Origin of the sequence: Legionella bozemanae (assembly GCF_001648595.1) — a bacterium.
Taxonomy (GTDB): Bacteria; Pseudomonadota; Gammaproteobacteria; order Legionellales; family Legionellaceae; genus Legionella; species Legionella bozemanae.
In genome coordinates this window covers 118,190-133,563 of the sequence record NZ_KV441807.1, presented here as the reverse complement: position 1 = coordinate 133,563, position 15,374 = coordinate 118,190, and the positions used below count along the sequence as shown (strand labels likewise).

Sequence of the window (15,374 nt, the reverse complement as noted above, 5' to 3'; positions counted from 1 at the left end):
CTCCTAATCGTTAAAAGGCGCAGCAATTGCGTTTACGAAAAATCAAATATCCAAAATCCTCACCCTTAAGGGGATATTCGTGACCTGCCTCCCATAAACTCGTAGCACGTCCCAAGGGATAACAAGCATGCGTTGTTGGTAAGGGATTGACCATCTGATAGCGGTAACGTGATTTGGGTAAAATTGGTGAGTAGTGAGTATGACAAATGGATTTTGTGCTGCTTGTTGAATCATCAAGCCCTACCGAATCTTCCAGTAAGCCTTGGCGGTGCAGCTTGTAATTCATGCGTTCTGATAATAAGACTGAGGCTTGAACTCCGCCAACGTGTTCTTGTACATGCCCAGTTAAAGGATACATACTTCCTTGGGCTCCTGCACACCAAAAGAGTTTATCAATGGCACTACCCAGTAAAGCGGTACTCGCATCAGCAGCACAAGCTGCTTGTGCTGGTAAACTGCCAAACAATACGGCTTCAGGATTGATAATAAAACCCAACTCATCATCATTCCACATCGCATCTAATTCGCTGGGGTAAGCAATATCAAAATCGCCTTTTTCAACACAAATGCCATCGGTTAATACATTCAGCCAATACATCAAAGGAAATTTGTACCAGTGCACATGATAAAAGGATTGATTGGACAAATTGCTGTCAGTTTCAACCGTACCCTTGCGATAATACTTGCCAAAATTTAAGGAGATTCCTCCTAAATTAACCAAACAAAAAGGAGTACGGGTAACATCGACTAAGTTGACAGGCTCCCAGTAGCCAATCGTTAACCCCAGACGAGGGATAGGATTTCCTGGGCATTCGCAAACTGGCAACTTAGGATTTTTAGTGTCAGGTAAATGATTCGAAGAAATAAGGTTGATTTGCCCTAAACTTAAGGGGAACAAGCAAGACCAACACACATCAGTGATTGGATTAACAAAGCGACCGTGACACGATCCTGCTTCTGCTAATCCAGTAATAATAAAAGCAAAAAATATAAAAATGGGCTTCATAGGCTCACCTCTTTAATTAATAGATGCTTCCCTGCCTGAATGACCCTAACCGGCAAATGCTTTATTTGAAATTTGGCTACCAAAAATCCATTTAAATCAAAATAAATGGCTTGTTTAAACTGCTTGGCAATATCCTTTGCTGAACCTGAAGTGAGAATTAATTTGACTTTTTGATGCTGTCTTAGCTCTTGCGCAGCCCATGACACTTGCGCTTCATCATCGCCATCAAAAAAAAGAAGTGTGCTGTTTAAGCTGACTTTCTCCAATGGGTTAATTACTGTGCCAAGCTTTACGATTACTTCACCGAGATTGTCCTTCACATCATAAGGCACAGTAACTGATGGATTAAATAACCACTCTTTATCTGCCTCTGCCCTGGGTAAATGTGTAGGTGTTGGGCGTGCTAAATGCTCCTTTACTCGTTTTTTAAATTCAGACTGAACCGCCTTCCATTCACCATTGGCCTGCATATCAGCCATTTTTTGTTGGATGTACTCTAAAAAATCCATTTCAGCGATTACGAAGGTTTTTCCTAAAACTCCAAAATCCTTCGCGCCAACCGAGGGTAGATAAAGCAAGCAGATAATTAATAGAAGCGGTCTCACGATTTAGACTCCAAACCAACTCTATCCATTAGAACGTTTGTATAGTCAGGACTCCCTTTAATTACGGCTTCTCTTGGGACTAAAATCAACGACTTGGAACGCGATAAGTCGTTCAAAGCCTGTTCCAATCGGTGAGAGAATTCTTTGATTACTAAATTTTTTTCAAGGCTCGAATGATTTTTTTGAGCCTCTTTTTTGATGAATTGAGAGGTAATTGCCAGGATATCAACGCTTGCAATCTCTGGCCGCCTCAAAACATTATAAATAATCCCGTTAACTAAGAGGCTGGTGAAGAATGAAGCAAGTATAGCTACTTTGGTTGTCTTAAACATAACCATAGACCTCCTGAGCAACCTTGGAAATTGCATCAGCCAATGGCAAGCCTGTTGCCATTAATCGTTTCAAGGCTTCTACTTCAGGACCACGTGTAGTATTGAGTACCCGTGAGAAGGGATCGACAATCAAACGATGCACTGTTGAATTCTCTTCACACATCATTAAGAACTCAGAGTATTCATTGGTAATTTTCAGACTTCGAATTAAACGCTCACCATAAGCATCCAACTGATTACTCGTTTTTAGAGTATCAATCGTACTTTTGGAGGCACCTAAAAAGATTTTATAATAGGCATTGTCGTAACACATTTTGGCAGTTGGATTATTCTCATAATCATCTAAACCATGAGTCACTGTAATAAAATTTCCACCGTATTTAGGCGCACGTCGATAACCCTCATTAACAAAGTTAGCACTGCCGCCCGTGCCATTATCTGAAAGCAATTCATAGGATTCATCGATTAAACAGCTTTTGGGAATATGCTTTGGCGTGTAATACATCGCATTGGTGATTTGGTACATTAAGATTTTCAATACAATGCGTTGTAAGTCCTTATTCCCATCAAGGCCACCCAACTCTAAAATGACTAAGTTTCTTTTAAAATCCAGTGAACAAGGTGGCTCAAAATAATTGCCATAACGACCGTTTTTAGTATAGCTGTACAACAGCCTCCCAATATTTTGAGAAATAGGATCGTGACTCGCTTCTAAGTGATGAGCAATAAGAGTGATTGTTGTATCATTGCGGTGTTGTCGCCACATTGCTTCAATGGCTTTCTCAATATGGCTTCGTTCTTCATCACTGATGTTACCCGATGGTCTTGCCATCATACCAACGAGCTGAATTAACTGGTTGTGCACGTCTTTAAACGCAGTATCATTTTTGACTGTTGCATCAATTGTTGAAAAGAGATTTAAGCTAATTTCTGTATCATGATTAAAATCAATGAGCTGTCCGTTCAACATCTCACACGATTTAGCGTAGGAGCCGCCTACATCAATGATATAAACAAATCCCCCCTGGGATAACAGACTTTGGATGTAATCATTCATTAAGAATGATTTCCCTTTTCCAGGCGGTGCAACAATGGCAACATTGTAGTTTCTGACTACGTTGTCAAAAAAATAAATAGCGGTAAATTGTCCTCGTCTTTGTGGATAGACTTGAGCAAATCGCCCTGAACCCTTCCACTCTCCCTGGATAGGTAATAAGTTAACTGTATTAAAACTGGTTAAAGGTCTTACCCGCCCAAATGATTTGTAATCATCAAACATGCCTTCAGCTGGTGCAAATGGCATGGATGCCAGAAGTGTTTGCAGCTGCAAGCCCGTTGGCGTACGCAAATCAAATTGGTTGCCACGAAATACATCTTTAGCCCGTCGTACATCGCGACGGACATTATCAGGTGTTGTAAACAATAAAACGTTATAATAAGAATCAACCAAAGAGTCATCGCAACTCAATCGCTCTCTTAATTCCTCGATTTCTGCGTATTTTTTGTTAAAATTCTTGACCCATTTAGCAATAAAGGGCTGTTTGGCATTTTGGCCTTCATCGGCATACTTGGCATCTAATGTGGCCATAACCTTGTCTTTATCTTTAACTCGTACTGCAAAGCTAAAAAGAAAAGGACAACTTATTTGCAAAGAGGTATTAAACATTTTTCCAAATAAATCACCCATCTGCCATTGCATAGGAGATTTAGGATACTGCCTTACAGACAAGCATTTAATAACGCGGGTGTCTTCTTCTCGCTCAATCTCTATTTGATTCGACTTAACACGCATTCTTGCTTCAATGTCAGTAAGCTGGAAGCGAATTTCAGTATGAGCATCATAATTTATTTTTTCTTCATACAAACTCTCTGTTGGAAATAACCACTCACGCTTTAAACTAATCACTTGTTCAACAGAGAGCTCCTTACACACAATGTTGACTGACTTTAGATTGTTGCTAATGTCTTCGCGCAAACTGCCAAGTAATAAACGATCGTCCTCTATGGACTTTCGCGGTATTGAAATACATAAGAAAAGTCGAAAATCACGCAATACAAAATTGCTTTCTTTAGTTAATGAGCCATACACTCCTTTGCGGTAAAATTCAGCTCGTCGATGAGCCAGAGCTTTTAACACCTCACTGCCTTGACTGCGCTGACTCTCCATTTCATCAATCATGTGACCAACCTTAGGCGATGCCCAAAACAAGGCATGAAAACAACTGTCGGGAGGCAAAATATCCGTTAATATACTGGTGAGAATAGTTACTGTTTCTTCACTGGCACCAATCAGTGTTGAGCATTCAAACATCATATGAGAAGCCTGTTTGTAGGGATAAATATCTGCCTCCGAATCGTAAACCTCATCCGGTAAATAAGGTGACAAACAATAGGTATCTAACAGCGCTTCAATTTGTTTTTTATGATGCGCATCCGTCATGCCAAGCTCTTCTCGCACAGTTTCCACTAGTGAGCTTGTCGCATGACTTAAAGTAGCTCTTGTATTTCTAACGGCAAGACGTGCTTTTTTTAGTGCAAACAACATGAGGGCTCTCCTTATTTTGAAACGGATTGTGGCTGATGCACCCATCGTCCTTCTTTAACAACACTGTAGACCCGATTGGCTTGATGATAATTGCCATCAGTGTCCTCATAAGGAACTATCCAAAGAGACATCACCCCTTCTCCATAACGCACAGGCTGGCCTGGTCTTCCGTCAATCACTAAAGGATTTCGGCTAGGGGCTACAGCTAATTTACCCTTACCATTCACCATGTCATAAACCTCATCCATACGTTTACACGAACCTCCATTTGGTGCTGGACAATCAAAGTCCTCGTTCAATTTGGTACAACCTGTTAAAACAACACAGGGCAACAGTAATAAGGCAATTAAAATCTTCATGTTCTTTACATCCTTAAAAAGAGTGGTTTTTATAGAAAAATTGATTAGCAGCTTTTTCTTCAGCAGTTTCAGACTCTGACGTCACTTCATAAACGCCTTTGGAGTTTTGGTTGTCTTCTGGTTGGTCAGGTGCATTAGTATCAGTTCCTCCATCAAGCCAAAAACCTTTTAGAAAAGTTACATCTACTGTAACCATTGGTGGCAATTGAATAATCGGATGGTACATTTCAGCACGCTTGATGTTGTACTGCGCATACATTTTGGCCGCACCCGATCCACCGCTAGAAACAGCTGCGAGGGGAATTTTTCCAGGTTGGATTGTTGCCACACTTCCAAGAGCAGAAGTGCTGTAATCTGTGGAATATTGCTGACCAATATTACCCATGCTTTCCCAGAAATTACCCCAAAACGCTTTTTTCACCATCGGCTCATCACGCCAGACGGCACGTCCACGAATTCCGTTTTTGGAGTCTGAAATGACGCCAGTAACCTGGATGTCGAGATTGGTACCATTGGAATGAATGCAACTTAATCGTTCGGTACGAAACTTTCCTCGCTCGCTTGATATATCGCCAATTACAGAGGCACTTACCATACATCCTTTAAGAGGTGCCCTATATTTATTCGGCATAATTCCATCATCGATTATTTGAAATATCATAATATCGGGGTTGGCCTGGCTTAAAACTCCAGCAGATGCATCTGCACCTTGTAAAACAACTGCTTTAGCAAAGGTATTGGAGAAGACATAATTATTGGGTGTTTTAATTCGTGGCTTGGCTTTTTTATTCAACTTGGCAGTGTATTGAATAAATCCTGAATCCATCTCCATAGAGTTATTCACTGTTGCTTCATTCGCTCGGGGTAATAATCCATTGTGTAGCTCATTGTTTTTTAATGTTCTTTCTGCTGGAGTTACGCGTTCCATTTGTAGCTTAACTATTTGATGCTTCAGTTCAGAAAGCGTTGATTTCATTTCCGCAAGTTCATCTTTTTGCTTGCTAATGAGTTTGCTTTGCTTGTCTTTTTCATCACCTAGCGCTTTAAGGTTTTTATCAAGGAGCTCTGATTTTTCAAGCTCGGCGCGCCAGGCATTTTGTGTTTTTTCAATCCAGTGGGATTCATTAGTGCTTGTCGATATTGGGCTAGCTAAGCTGTGTTTTTTATAAGTGGGCTTATCAACCTCTTTGGATTTGACCGTCTTGTTTCCCAATAAGGCAAAGCAGGCGATCACAAGCACTATTACACCAACCACAATACCTAAAAGAATTTGTTGTTGCTTTTTGAGTTGAAGAGACATATTAGCTAATCCTGTACAATCGAGTTGTTTCAAATGGTGCTAAATGATTTTTTGCTAGCGCCACCCCTTTGGTTCCAGGCCAATTAAACCAGGATTCCTTAGCATCAATAGGCTGATTGGTGATGTTCTTTAATTCAAAAATTTCACCTCGCATACGATTGCCTTGAACGGTTAACAAACGTTTTAATTGTGTTTTTTGCCCTTTATATACAGAAAGCTTTTTGGGTATGATTTGAGTAAACCCCTCTGGTAAATACCCGTTAACCAGTGCTCGTAAAAAACCAACCATCACTTTTTCATAACTTGAGGTACGTGGGGCGCGAGCACGAATTACAGGATTTTTATAGGATTTAAAAACGATTGTTTGTGATGGAATAGGCTTTGGCTCTACGCGCACGTTATAAAAAAATCCTTTTTCTGTAAGCAAATTAATCGTAAAAGCGCGCGTGTGATAAAGTGGCGATGGTAAAAAAGTTAGAATGCCAGTCGTATCATCAATTAACTTGCAATTTGCTTTTCCATTGCATGCATCAATCAAGGTGTTACCTGGCGCTTTTATTTGCTGAATACGATCATCCTCTAACACAAGATTATTGGGTTCCTTAATTGAGGCATTAATGAAAATATCCTCATAATTTCTAACCGTTTTTATTTGGGCCGCTTGCGCTGTTGCTATGAATAAACCTAGGCTTAATATCATTGCCATTTGTTTCATGATTACACCTTCTCTAGATTCGTTAATTTCAACAGGCCATACTCATAGGAATATCTAACTAAAAAAGTCTCCCGAACATCAGACATTAAATCGGCGCCTACAAAACGCTTCATCTGCCCTATTACTTTTACGCTCAAGTGTTTGATATCAATTTCAAAGGTTGATGGATAAAACACACTGGATAAATGTTCGTGATTGATTAGCTCTACTTCCTTTACCAATTGCGCTCTTATGTCGCCATACAATGAGGGATTTACATAAGCTAAGAGCGCATTAAATTGATAAGTGGCCGAGCTTGATGTCACATTAAAACGAAGTTGTGTTAAGAAATTAGTCATATCTCTTAAATAGCCTTCTGATACACCTGTTCCAGAAAGCGTAAATTCTTGAGATATTTTAGGGGGAATAAAACGAGTTTCGTGTTTGCTATGAGCATAATGCAATAAGGCTACAATGGTAATTGATTGCATGAATGCCATACCAAGTAATACGCTACTAATTCCCATGAGTAAAACTCGGGTCTTTTTTTCCTTCATTAACTCTGATTTTTTTTGTTCTATTTTCATCGGTTACCCCAAAAACGTTCTAATCCATGACGGTGGTGTTGCTCGCAACTTTGGCGATAGAGAAAAAAACCAATAAAAAAGGTGGATATAAAAATAAGGCCCCTCATTCCCCTTCATGCGTTTCAGAAGAAATAAAAATGCACAAGTTAAGACGAGGGAAGTAACGGCGAAACCACAAACAGCACCAATGACATAAAGTGTTAATACCGCCACAATGACCTCATCAATTGTAAAAATAATCAATCGATAAGGTTCATTGAGAAATTGGGGTGTTTTGTATTTTTTTGGATCCTCCATCTCAAATCCCTGCCAGCATTGCAACGACATTTAAAAAAATAGCCACTCCACCAACTGCACCGAGCGTCTTAATATTTCGGGTAAAAATTAAGGTACAAACAGCCGCAACAGCCTCTCCGACATAAAGATAGGTTTTTATTGAGCCGTTGTAAGTGTCTTTTACCACAGGCTCAGCAGCAGATAAGGCATCTTCAGCAAAACTTCCCTGTGTCATTATAAGCAAGCAAATAAGTATTAAAATCTTTCCAGTATGAGCGTTAATGTTGCTTAACACGTTACTTCTATACTGATTTAATAAAGACATGTTTCTGCTCCCATTTAATGGTGATTGAGAATTGATTGCTGCATTGATGGACAGAATTTCTTTGTAGGATCGACAAAACCCTCTCGCTTTTCATATTGAATTTTTTGATAAATTTCATAACGGTGGATTGGTACTGAGTTAGGTGCATTAAAAGCAACGCGTACTTGATTCCCTTTACATGCCAGAACCGTAATAAATATATCCTCTCCAATAACAATGCTTTCACCCACTCTTCTAGTTAAACTCAACATCATCTTCTCCTTTTTAGTTAATTTTCATATTTAAAATTTGTTTTATTTTCTGCAAATGGGTTTTAGCCACTTCAGGGTTATTCTTTTTGGGAGATTCATCTCGTTCAAAAAATGCACTTCTCTTAGAGCAGTTTTTACAAAAATCGATAAATTGCGGTAAAGTTGGTGGTAATTCTTTATTTTTTCGACATAACTCAATCGCTAGCTCAAGGATGTTATCTGCATAGTCAAATAGTCCTTGTTGCCATTCATTTTTAACAAAAACTAAATATTCATCGCTTTTAAATTGGCTACGCCAAACCTGTCCATACATTGCTGCAAACCTCAAAAATAACCGATCAATACGCTTTCGTTGTTCCTCGATAGACGCTGAGTTCGATGATGTTGCTGTCATCGATTTCTTCTTCAAGGCCTGATTTACAGGACTCCCAGAAGCTGTCTCTAACGGGTTGTTTCTTATAATTTGTTTCATGGACTGCATTATTTGTCTCCTGACACGTATTACTTTGAATCTCATCTTCCCAACAATGTTGGGCTAACCAATTAGCAGGATATTTCCAGGCAGCAACCCATTGACCTTGGCTGTGCTGTTGCTGATAAAACTGGATTTGTTGTTGTAACGATGAATAAATTTTCGTTAATAACTCAGCAGTGAGATGGAGATCTTGAAATGCTTCCCATGCTTTTTGCTTTGCTTTTTTTAGAGGATACAAATCCCAAAATTTTTCGAATTGCGATAATAAAAAAATATAATAATTATCTTCTTTTAGAGGTGTGTCGGCTTTTGGCGATTTATCTATGTCGGCTTTTAGTGAATATGTCTCTGGAAAGCCTGTATTTATAAGACATTGTTTATTTTTAACAAGGACTAGTTGCTGTGTCGGGTTTAGGTCTAGTTTATTTTGGACAGAATAATCCCTTGTGGCTAATTCGCATTTTAAAATTAATTTTAAGCCTTCGGAATGTGGTGTAATAAGCCCTGCACGCCCTAAAGCAGATAAAGCGCGGCGTATTTGCATACGCGAATAACTCTCGCTTTTAATTCCTTGATGCGGCTCGATATATAGTTGCTCTGCGATTGATTGATAGCTGATTCCACGCTTAATACCGACCAAGCCTGTTTTGACGTCCATATATGGTCTTATCCCTCTTAGGTAAGCCAATTGCTGAAAGTGAGGTAACCCACATAAAGTAGCAAGTTCTTTATCATTAATTACAAAATCCATCATTCACTCTCAATCCGTGTATAAATTCGTTATTATTTTTTTTCTATGGTATATTTATTATTAACAACCATCGCAATCGTACGATTCGTGTAAATAATAATTTTAATTTAACACTATTTGATGCGATGTCAATATATATTTTCACAACATGGGATTAATTGGGTTGGTTAATATGAATATAAAAGAAAGAATTGGTCAAAGAATTCAAGAAGAACGAATAGCAAAGGGCTTAACAAGAAAAGCTCTGGAGGAGCTAACGGATGATCTTAAACAATCAAGAATTAGCAATTGGGAACGAGGTGATAGGACTCCAGGGCCAGAAGAAATAAAACAACTGGCCAAAGCACTGGATATTTCACCTGCTTATTTAATGTGTCTAACCGATGAGAAACGTCCACAAAAAACTCCAGGATTAGGATTGTTGATTCCAATACTTGATCATCAACAAGCCTGTGATGCTAAAGAATTTATTCAAACGATGAGGAACGAACATAATTTAGATAAAATAGACTTTATACCTATTTCTGCTGAACTTAGTACTCATATTGGAGAAAACGCATTTGCTCTAAAAATGAAAGATGAAAGCATGCACCCAGAATTGAGAGTAAATGATATTTTAATTATTGATCCTAATTCTGAGCCACACCCAGGAAGTTTAGTTGTAGCACAGCTAAACGAAGACAATGAGGTTATTGTACGAAAATACAAGCAACTAGTTTTATCAAAAGAATTTAATCCATTTGAATTACGTGCCGAAAATGATAATTGGGGGAATATAAAAATTGATAAAGTAACTGATGCTAAAATTATCGGCGTTATTGCCTGTATTGTGAGATATACTGGGAAATATTAATAGCTTAATTAATTTGATTTAGCAGTGGAATTTTAATGGATAATTCCGAGATTTTTTATAAACCACAGAAAAGCTTCTTTAACTCGATTATTCATTCGCGGAATACTACCAAGTGCAATAGGGCACGTCGCATTGACTAAGCGCATATGTGCAAAAAGCAAATAGATAGGAAGCAATTTTTCAGTAAGTTCTAATACTCTTTGTAAATCTTTATCAAATGACAGCCAGTCTAATGACTCCGTTAGCGCAGAATAACAGTCACATTTATGGTTTGATTTATTCTTATACCTCAGGGCAGTTGACGGTTAGTCCTTCATTACAATTTACTCATGTTCCTAAGGACACTGGTATCGGTCTACTGAACTCGGCATCGACTTATGGCGTTGCTTTATCAACAAAATTTGTTTTCAATACCTATTGGAGCATTGCTGGTCGCGCCTAATATATTGATACAACAGGCGGGATCAATTGGTCCTGGCAGTAATGCCTGGTAGCTAACGCTAACACCAACCTACCAACGAGGCATCTTCTTTGCACACGGTGAGGTTTCCTTTGTGGAGGCAAATAATATTACTGCGGTTCTGCCTTTGGTCAGAATGGCACGAACCACAGCAAGGACGGCTTCTTATTGAAACAGGCGTCTTGTTCTAGAGGGTTGCAAAGCACCAACTAACACCTTATACAATTCTTTTCATTGCTAGTTTGAGCTGGATATGCGAGAAAACCTATGTTAGCAAAACGAGCCATTGCTATTATGATTATAGTAAATGAAATCCACATTTTAGAAAACAATAAAACTGGCTTTGAGTGAATGGGTTCATTGGATGGGCAAATTACCTTTTGGCCTTAGTTGGAATTGTTGAGTTGGTAAGTAAGGGCTTTATTATGACTTTAGTTCCCAGAAAATCATTATTTTCGCTAGATAATTCAATGAACTCATGATTTAACCATTTGGCATCTTCCGTAAATAGACGCACACATCCATGACTTGCACGGTATCCTGGAATGTCATTGGAACCATGAAGAGCAAATCCTTTATGGAAATACATGCAATAAGGCATTTTGGCATTATCATAGGTGTTGGATCGACACTGTTCATTTTCTTTACTAAAAACACGAAATGTCCCAGTGAGTGTTCTGCACGATTTCGGGCTATCCACACATTTGTCACGACCTGAAGAGATAGGTCCCCATTTTACTAAATGCCCCTGGTGATTATACGCAGCCCAAGCCAGTTTTTCCTGATCAACAATAATTTGCTTTTCTCCGTCAGCATCAACTTTTAATTGGAATGGGGAAATATCAAAGAGGTTTAAATTCGCCAAATTAACGGGAACTGCAATTTCTTTACCAGGCCAAAGAGTATTGTAACTGCGATTCAACCGCTGAACTAAATCACGTTGTTGTGGATCTGGAAAAAGATTTTCCCAACTATGACCATGAGCTACTTTTAAGCAATCATACTGAGGGTAAATACAGAGGGTTGGCCCATAATAATCAGAACTATATACCCATGATGTTTGTAATGTCGTAAGAACTGCCAAGAATATTTTTTTCATAATTCACCCTTAGTATTTGATTGGCCATAATGAAATCATATGTATTCAAAACCCAAGTGTATGAATAATATTTATCCTCCTTGATTTAATAATAGGACATTAATTTTAGGTTGACAGATAAAATATGGATCAAAACTCTTAACGTTATTATGAAAAAGTCACTTTTAGCTTCATTGTTCGTTGGAGAAACAAATTAAAGCAAATGGAGCTGCAATGCATTGAGCAATCTAACCAAACTTGTATTATGGGATATGAATGCGGTTTTAAGGAGTGATTATTTGTTAGATTACATTAGCGATGTAATGAAACTCCAATCCGTACAAGTTGTATTAAATCGAAACGGAGCCTATCATCAATTACGCCGCCATATTTCCTTGCAAATAAAAACGCAATCTTTGCAGTTAAAACAATCCCTTATAATGATTTTTTAGAGAATTAGATAGTACCAAATTGATACACGAGCACGAGCATATTTTAGTCAACGTTTCATAGAGTATTCAGAAATAGATTTTTTCAATAAGACTCGGAAAAATAATCATGAGTCCCTTGGGCTGTGACAGCTTCCGCCTGTCGATTTAATGCATGAATATAAGCAGCAGTACGCAGGTCAACTTGATAAGCTTCCTGTAACTCAAAAACTTTGTTAAATTCTCTTGATATGATAGCCCGTAAACGTCTTTGGACCTGTGCTAAGGTCCAATAGTAACCTGATTTATTCTGAACCCATTCAAAATAACTTACCGTAACCCCGCCTGCATTAGCTAAAACGTCGGGCACGACGAGAATATTTTTTCTCTTTAAAATATCATCGGCATCTGCTGTAGTAGGTCCATTAGCAACCTCAATAATGATAGGTGCTTTTATTCTTTCCGCATTTTCTTTAGTTATTTGGTTTTCAAGTGCCGCCAAAATTAAAATATCAACTTTTAATTCTAAAAGTTCTTCATTAGTTATCTGAGTTGCTTTAACCATTTGGCAAACTGAATCTTCACAATAGACGGCTTGAACCTGTTCAAATTTGTTTTTTGCATAAATAATACTTGGAATATCAAAGCCTTGTGCCCGGTATATACCACCTCTGGAATCACTAACCGCCACAATCTTATAACCATCTCGATGTAACAATTGCGCTAACGGTTGTGCTGCATTTCCAAAACCTTGAATAGCTACGCGCATTTTTTGAGGAGGCCATTTTTTTATTTTTTCCAGTTCTTTAATACAATAATAAGCACCTAAACCTGTAGCACTTTCTCGGCCCTGGCTTCCACCCAACGGTAAAGGTTTCCCTGTAATTACAGCCGGTGTTGCTTGACGGACAATTTTAGAGTATTCATCCATCATCCATCCCATAATCATAGCGTTTGTATACATATCAGGGGCAGGAATATCTAAATCAGGTCCAATAAAATCTGCTATGGATGTAATGTAACTTCGGCTTAATCGTTCTAATTCAAGGCGTGATAATTGTTTCGGATGAACAATAACGCCACCTTTTGCACCACCAAAAGGTATACCAACTACAGCACACTTAATGGTCATCCAGAAAGCTAAAGCTTTTATTTCAGAAAGACTCACTTCTGGATGGAAGCGAATGCCCCCTTTAGTGGGGCCCCGTATAGAATTATGATGGACACGATAACCGGTAAATATTTTTAATTGTCCATCATCCATTCGTACTGGTATCGCCACCTCAAGGCATGCTTTTGCATGTTTTAACTTTTCAACTGCTTCTGGATCAAGAGAAGCGAGAGTAGAGGCATTATCGAGCCTGAGTAATGCCTCTTTATATAAATTGTCATCCATAAGAATATCCTTAAAAACATCCTCTTATCACTATACAAACATAATTATGTCCTATCTACTATAACTACTTTTTAAAATGGATCCATCTTCGTAAAAGATAAATGTTTTAAATTCGCTCATTAATGAGCGTCATACTAAGCTCCATGCGAGAAGACGTATTAAATACTATAATTTCAGCAATACCAGTTGGGCGTTTAGGCCTCCCTTACTTCAGGTTTTGTCACCGGGGCTAATCTAGATGTGAATGGCGGCCAGTACATTAAAGAGGCTTAAAAGCAATGGTTCAAACACGATGCTGAACCATTGCTTTTCAAACAAACTCGTTTCAAGGAGGAATAACTAATGCAACGATTTCATAGTATTCTATTTGTAAGCCCTGGAGTGAAGGATGAAACAGAAGCCTTACAGTTGGCACTAAAGTTAGCCTCTAATAACGAAGCACAACTGCGTATCTTCAATACGTGCCCGACTTTTCCTGACACACTGAGTGAATACAAAACTTCTGATGAAGAATCGTTAATTAACAAAATGAACAAAGCCATTCAATTGGCAAAATCAGGGGCGATGTTGAAGTGGATTATGGCGCTACACCCGATTAATTTAACTACGTGTCAGAGAATGATCAGATGACTACAGTCAGTGAGTGGTGGATGTGGTTAGGTTTTTTAGTCTTTGTGATCATGATGCTTGCTATTGATCTGTTTTTATTAAGCGGACGAAAAGCGCATCGCGTTTCAACAAAAGAAGCTCTGTCCTGGACTATTGTATGGTTCATGTTAGCACTCATTTTTAACCTGCTCTTTTGGTGGTATCTTGTATACACGTCCAACACACAAATTGCTAATGAAAAAGCACTGGAATTTCTCACAGGATATCTCATCGAGAAATCTTTATCTATCGACAATGTGTTCGTTATTCTCATGATTTTTAGTTATTTCTCCATCCCGGCAGAATATCAACGACGAGTCCTAATCTATGGAGTACTCGGTGCCATCGTTATGCGCTTAATTCTTATCTTACTAGGTATATGGATAGTGAATCAATTTCACTGGGTACTTTACCTCTTTGGCTTTTTGATGATAATTACAGGTATTAGAATGGCTTTCTTTGCCGAACATGAACCAGATCTCGCAAAAAATCCTGTTCTTCGTTGGATGCGCCAGCATCTGCGCATTACTGACGAACTGCAAGGTGAACGATTTTTTATTGTCCACAATCAATTATGGTATGTTACCCCCCTTTTCCTTGTATTGATTCTTGTCGAAGTCAGTGATCTGATTTTTGCAGTAGATAGCATTCCTGCTATTTTCGCAGTAACAAATGATCCCTTTATTATTTTTACCTCGAATATTTTCGCAATACTTGGATTACGCGCATTATATTTTTTATTGGCTAATATGCATCGTCGTTTCCATCTCCTTAAATATGGAATTGCATTAATTTTAGTCTTTGTGGGCGTCAAGATGCTCATTGCACCTTGGTTTAAAATCCCTATCTTCATTGCTTTGGGTACTGTAGTGATCACCTTAATCTTTTGCATAGCTCTAAGCCCATGTCAAGCATCGCTATTAGCAAAGAAAAAAATTTCACGTAAATAATTTTATTCGGGTAGTTAAAAAGAAAATCGATTTACTTTGCAACAGTTGATGAGAT

General features: G+C 38.4%; 20 protein-coding genes and 1 pseudogene. 6 read left to right on the top strand and 15 right to left on the bottom strand.

Annotated elements, in window-relative coordinates; all coding sequences use genetic code 11:
- Positions 1-10: 10 nt before the first annotated feature.
- The 13 genes from traU to A8O27_RS00510 are packed head-to-tail and all read right to left on the bottom strand — an operon-like array spanning position 11 to position 9,506.
- Positions 11-1,006 (bottom strand): conjugal transfer pilus assembly protein TraU, encoded by a 996-nt coding sequence (gene traU / locus A8O27_RS00570; protein WP_058459451.1) that lies wholly within the window; start codon positions 1,004-1,006, stop codon positions 11-13.
- Positions 1,003-1,611, bottom strand: coding sequence for a type-F conjugative transfer system protein TraW (traW, locus tag A8O27_RS00565; RefSeq protein WP_058459452.1), 609 nt, complete (start codon positions 1,609-1,611; stop codon positions 1,003-1,005). Before traW ends, traU begins: the two co-directional genes overlap by 4 nt.
- The gene (locus A8O27_RS00560) at positions 1,608-1,943 is read right to left on the bottom strand and encodes a TrbI F-type domain-containing protein (protein WP_160116298.1); all 336 of its coding nucleotides are present in this window, start codon (positions 1,941-1,943) and stop codon (positions 1,608-1,610) included. Before A8O27_RS00560 ends, traW begins: the two co-directional genes overlap by 4 nt.
- The gene (gene traC, locus A8O27_RS00555; RefSeq protein WP_235810516.1) at positions 1,936-4,488 is read right to left on the bottom strand and encodes a type IV secretion system protein TraC; all 2,553 of its coding nucleotides are present in this window, start codon (positions 4,486-4,488) and stop codon (positions 1,936-1,938) included. Before traC ends, A8O27_RS00560 begins: the two co-directional genes overlap by 8 nt.
- Positions 4,489-4,499: 11 nt before the next feature.
- Positions 4,500-4,847, bottom strand: coding sequence for a type IV conjugative transfer system lipoprotein TraV (gene traV / locus A8O27_RS00550; RefSeq protein WP_058459455.1), 348 nt, complete (start codon positions 4,845-4,847; stop codon positions 4,500-4,502).
- Between the two features lie 13 nt (positions 4,848-4,860).
- On the bottom strand, positions 4,861-6,147 hold the full coding sequence (locus A8O27_RS00545) for a TraB/VirB10 family protein (protein ID WP_058459456.1): 1,287 nt from the start codon (positions 6,145-6,147) through the stop codon (positions 4,861-4,863).
- A 1-nt stretch (position 6,148) separates the two neighbouring features.
- Positions 6,149-6,862, bottom strand: a complete 714-nt coding sequence (gene traK, locus A8O27_RS00540) for a type-F conjugative transfer system secretin TraK (protein ID WP_058459457.1) — start codon at positions 6,860-6,862, stop codon at positions 6,149-6,151.
- A gap of 2 nt (positions 6,863-6,864) precedes the next feature.
- Positions 6,865-7,428 carry a type IV conjugative transfer system protein TraE gene (gene traE, locus A8O27_RS00535; RefSeq protein ID WP_058459458.1) on the bottom strand — a complete coding sequence of 188 codons (564 nt, stop codon included), beginning with the start codon at positions 7,426-7,428 and terminating at the stop codon, positions 6,865-6,867.
- A 3-nt stretch (positions 7,429-7,431) separates the two neighbouring features.
- Positions 7,432-7,725 (bottom strand): type IV conjugative transfer system protein TraL, encoded by a 294-nt coding sequence (traL, locus tag A8O27_RS00530; protein ID WP_058459459.1) that lies wholly within the window; start codon positions 7,723-7,725, stop codon positions 7,432-7,434.
- Position 7,726: 1 nt separating this feature from the next.
- Positions 7,727-8,029 carry a hypothetical protein gene (locus A8O27_RS00525; RefSeq protein ID WP_058459460.1) on the bottom strand — a complete coding sequence of 101 codons (303 nt, stop codon included), beginning with the start codon at positions 8,027-8,029 and terminating at the stop codon, positions 7,727-7,729.
- 14 nt (positions 8,030-8,043) lie between these two features.
- Positions 8,044-8,280, bottom strand: a complete 237-nt coding sequence (gene csrA, locus A8O27_RS00520) for a carbon storage regulator CsrA (protein ID WP_058459461.1) — start codon at positions 8,278-8,280, stop codon at positions 8,044-8,046.
- Positions 8,281-8,293: 13 nt separating this feature from the next.
- Positions 8,294-8,674, bottom strand: a complete 381-nt coding sequence (locus tag A8O27_RS00515; protein WP_064115044.1) for a hypothetical protein — start codon at positions 8,672-8,674, stop codon at positions 8,294-8,296.
- Positions 8,619-9,506, bottom strand: coding sequence for an LvrA C-terminal domain-related protein (locus tag A8O27_RS00510; protein ID WP_082642461.1), 888 nt, complete (start codon positions 9,504-9,506; stop codon positions 8,619-8,621). The genes A8O27_RS00515 and A8O27_RS00510 overlap by 56 nt, the downstream gene beginning before the upstream one ends.
- 172 nt (positions 9,507-9,678) lie before the next feature.
- Between A8O27_RS00510 and A8O27_RS00505 the strand changes: the two genes are divergently transcribed.
- Both A8O27_RS00505 and A8O27_RS18655 read left to right on the top strand, forming a co-directional pair.
- Positions 9,679-10,359, top strand: coding sequence for a LexA family protein (locus tag A8O27_RS00505; RefSeq protein WP_058459464.1), 681 nt, complete (start codon positions 9,679-9,681; stop codon positions 10,357-10,359).
- 232 nt (positions 10,360-10,591) lie between these two features.
- On the top strand, positions 10,592-10,801 hold the full coding sequence (locus tag A8O27_RS18655) for an outer membrane beta-barrel protein (protein WP_162270509.1): 210 nt from the start codon (positions 10,592-10,594) through the stop codon (positions 10,799-10,801).
- 391 nt (positions 10,802-11,192) lie between these two features.
- On the opposite strand, the gene A8O27_RS00500 is transcribed toward A8O27_RS18655, so the two are convergent.
- Entirely contained in the window at positions 11,193-11,918 is a 726-nt protein-coding gene (locus A8O27_RS00500) for a L,D-transpeptidase (protein WP_058459465.1), read from the bottom strand.
- Between the two features lie 218 nt (positions 11,919-12,136).
- On the opposite strand from A8O27_RS00500, the gene A8O27_RS00495 reads away from it, so the two are divergent.
- Complete coding sequence (locus tag A8O27_RS00495; protein ID WP_058459466.1) at positions 12,137-12,349, top strand: Tn3 family transposase; 213 nt, start codon at positions 12,137-12,139, stop codon at positions 12,347-12,349.
- Between the two features lie 82 nt (positions 12,350-12,431).
- Here the strand turns inward: A8O27_RS00495 and A8O27_RS00490 are convergent, their stop codons facing one another.
- Positions 12,432-13,721 carry a Glu/Leu/Phe/Val family dehydrogenase gene (locus A8O27_RS00490; protein ID WP_058459467.1) on the bottom strand — a complete coding sequence of 430 codons (1,290 nt, stop codon included), beginning with the start codon at positions 13,719-13,721 and terminating at the stop codon, positions 12,432-12,434.
- 131 nt (positions 13,722-13,852) lie between these two features.
- Here A8O27_RS00490 and A8O27_RS19480 point away from each other — a divergent pair.
- From A8O27_RS19480 to A8O27_RS00480, 3 genes and pseudogenes are all read left to right on the top strand, one after another.
- A pseudogene (locus A8O27_RS19480) lies at positions 13,853-13,994 on the top strand (acetoacetyl-CoA reductase); the annotation flags it as partial.
- A gap of 69 nt (positions 13,995-14,063) precedes the next feature.
- The gene (locus tag A8O27_RS00485; protein WP_058459468.1) at positions 14,064-14,351 is read left to right on the top strand and encodes a hypothetical protein; all 288 of its coding nucleotides are present in this window, start codon (positions 14,064-14,066) and stop codon (positions 14,349-14,351) included.
- Positions 14,348-15,319, top strand: coding sequence for a TerC family protein (locus A8O27_RS00480; protein ID WP_058459469.1), 972 nt, complete (start codon positions 14,348-14,350; stop codon positions 15,317-15,319). The genes A8O27_RS00485 and A8O27_RS00480 overlap by 4 nt, the downstream gene beginning before the upstream one ends.
- The last annotated feature ends 55 nt before the right edge of the window (positions 15,320-15,374 follow it).

Excerpts from the sequence above, each read along its gene's own strand:
- A8O27_RS00510 (WP_082642461.1), bottom strand. The coding sequence starts at position 9,506 with ATGGATTTTGTAATTAATGATAAAGAACTTGCTACTTTATGTGGGTTA.
- traL (WP_058459459.1), bottom strand. The coding sequence starts at position 7,725 with ATGGAGGATCCAAAAAAATACAAAACACCCCAATTTCTCAATGAACCT.
- traE (WP_058459458.1), bottom strand. The coding sequence starts at position 7,428 with ATGAAAATAGAACAAAAAAAATCAGAGTTAATGAAGGAAAAAAAGACC.
- A8O27_RS00485 (WP_058459468.1), top strand. The coding sequence starts at position 14,064 with ATGCAACGATTTCATAGTATTCTATTTGTAAGCCCTGGAGTGAAGGAT.
- csrA (WP_058459461.1), bottom strand. The coding sequence starts at position 8,280 with ATGTTGAGTTTAACTAGAAGAGTGGGTGAAAGCATTGTTATTGGAGAG.
- traU (WP_058459451.1), bottom strand. The coding sequence starts at position 1,006 with ATGAAGCCCATTTTTATATTTTTTGCTTTTATTATTACTGGATTAGCA.
- A8O27_RS00490 (WP_058459467.1), bottom strand. The coding sequence starts at position 13,721 with ATGGATGACAATTTATATAAAGAGGCATTACTCAGGCTCGATAATGCC.
- traV (WP_058459455.1), bottom strand. The coding sequence starts at position 4,847 with ATGAAGATTTTAATTGCCTTATTACTGTTGCCCTGTGTTGTTTTAACA.
- A8O27_RS00545 (WP_058459456.1), bottom strand. The coding sequence starts at position 6,147 with ATGTCTCTTCAACTCAAAAAGCAACAACAAATTCTTTTAGGTATTGTG.
- A8O27_RS18655 (WP_162270509.1), top strand. The coding sequence starts at position 10,592 with ATGACTCCGTTAGCGCAGAATAACAGTCACATTTATGGTTTGATTTAT.
- A8O27_RS00515 (WP_064115044.1), bottom strand. The coding sequence starts at position 8,674 with ATGACAGCAACATCATCGAACTCAGCGTCTATCGAGGAACAACGAAAG.
- A8O27_RS00500 (WP_058459465.1), bottom strand. The coding sequence starts at position 11,918 with ATGAAAAAAATATTCTTGGCAGTTCTTACGACATTACAAACATCATGG.
- traC (WP_235810516.1), bottom strand. The coding sequence starts at position 4,488 with ATGTTGTTTGCACTAAAAAAAGCACGTCTTGCCGTTAGAAATACAAGA.
- A8O27_RS00560 (WP_160116298.1), bottom strand. The coding sequence starts at position 1,943 with ATGTTTAAGACAACCAAAGTAGCTATACTTGCTTCATTCTTCACCAGC.
- traK (WP_058459457.1), bottom strand. The coding sequence starts at position 6,862 with ATGAAACAAATGGCAATGATATTAAGCCTAGGTTTATTCATAGCAACA.
- A8O27_RS00505 (WP_058459464.1), top strand. The coding sequence starts at position 9,679 with ATGAATATAAAAGAAAGAATTGGTCAAAGAATTCAAGAAGAACGAATA.
- A8O27_RS00480 (WP_058459469.1), top strand. The coding sequence starts at position 14,348 with ATGACTACAGTCAGTGAGTGGTGGATGTGGTTAGGTTTTTTAGTCTTT.
- A8O27_RS00525 (WP_058459460.1), bottom strand. The coding sequence starts at position 8,029 with ATGTCTTTATTAAATCAGTATAGAAGTAACGTGTTAAGCAACATTAAC.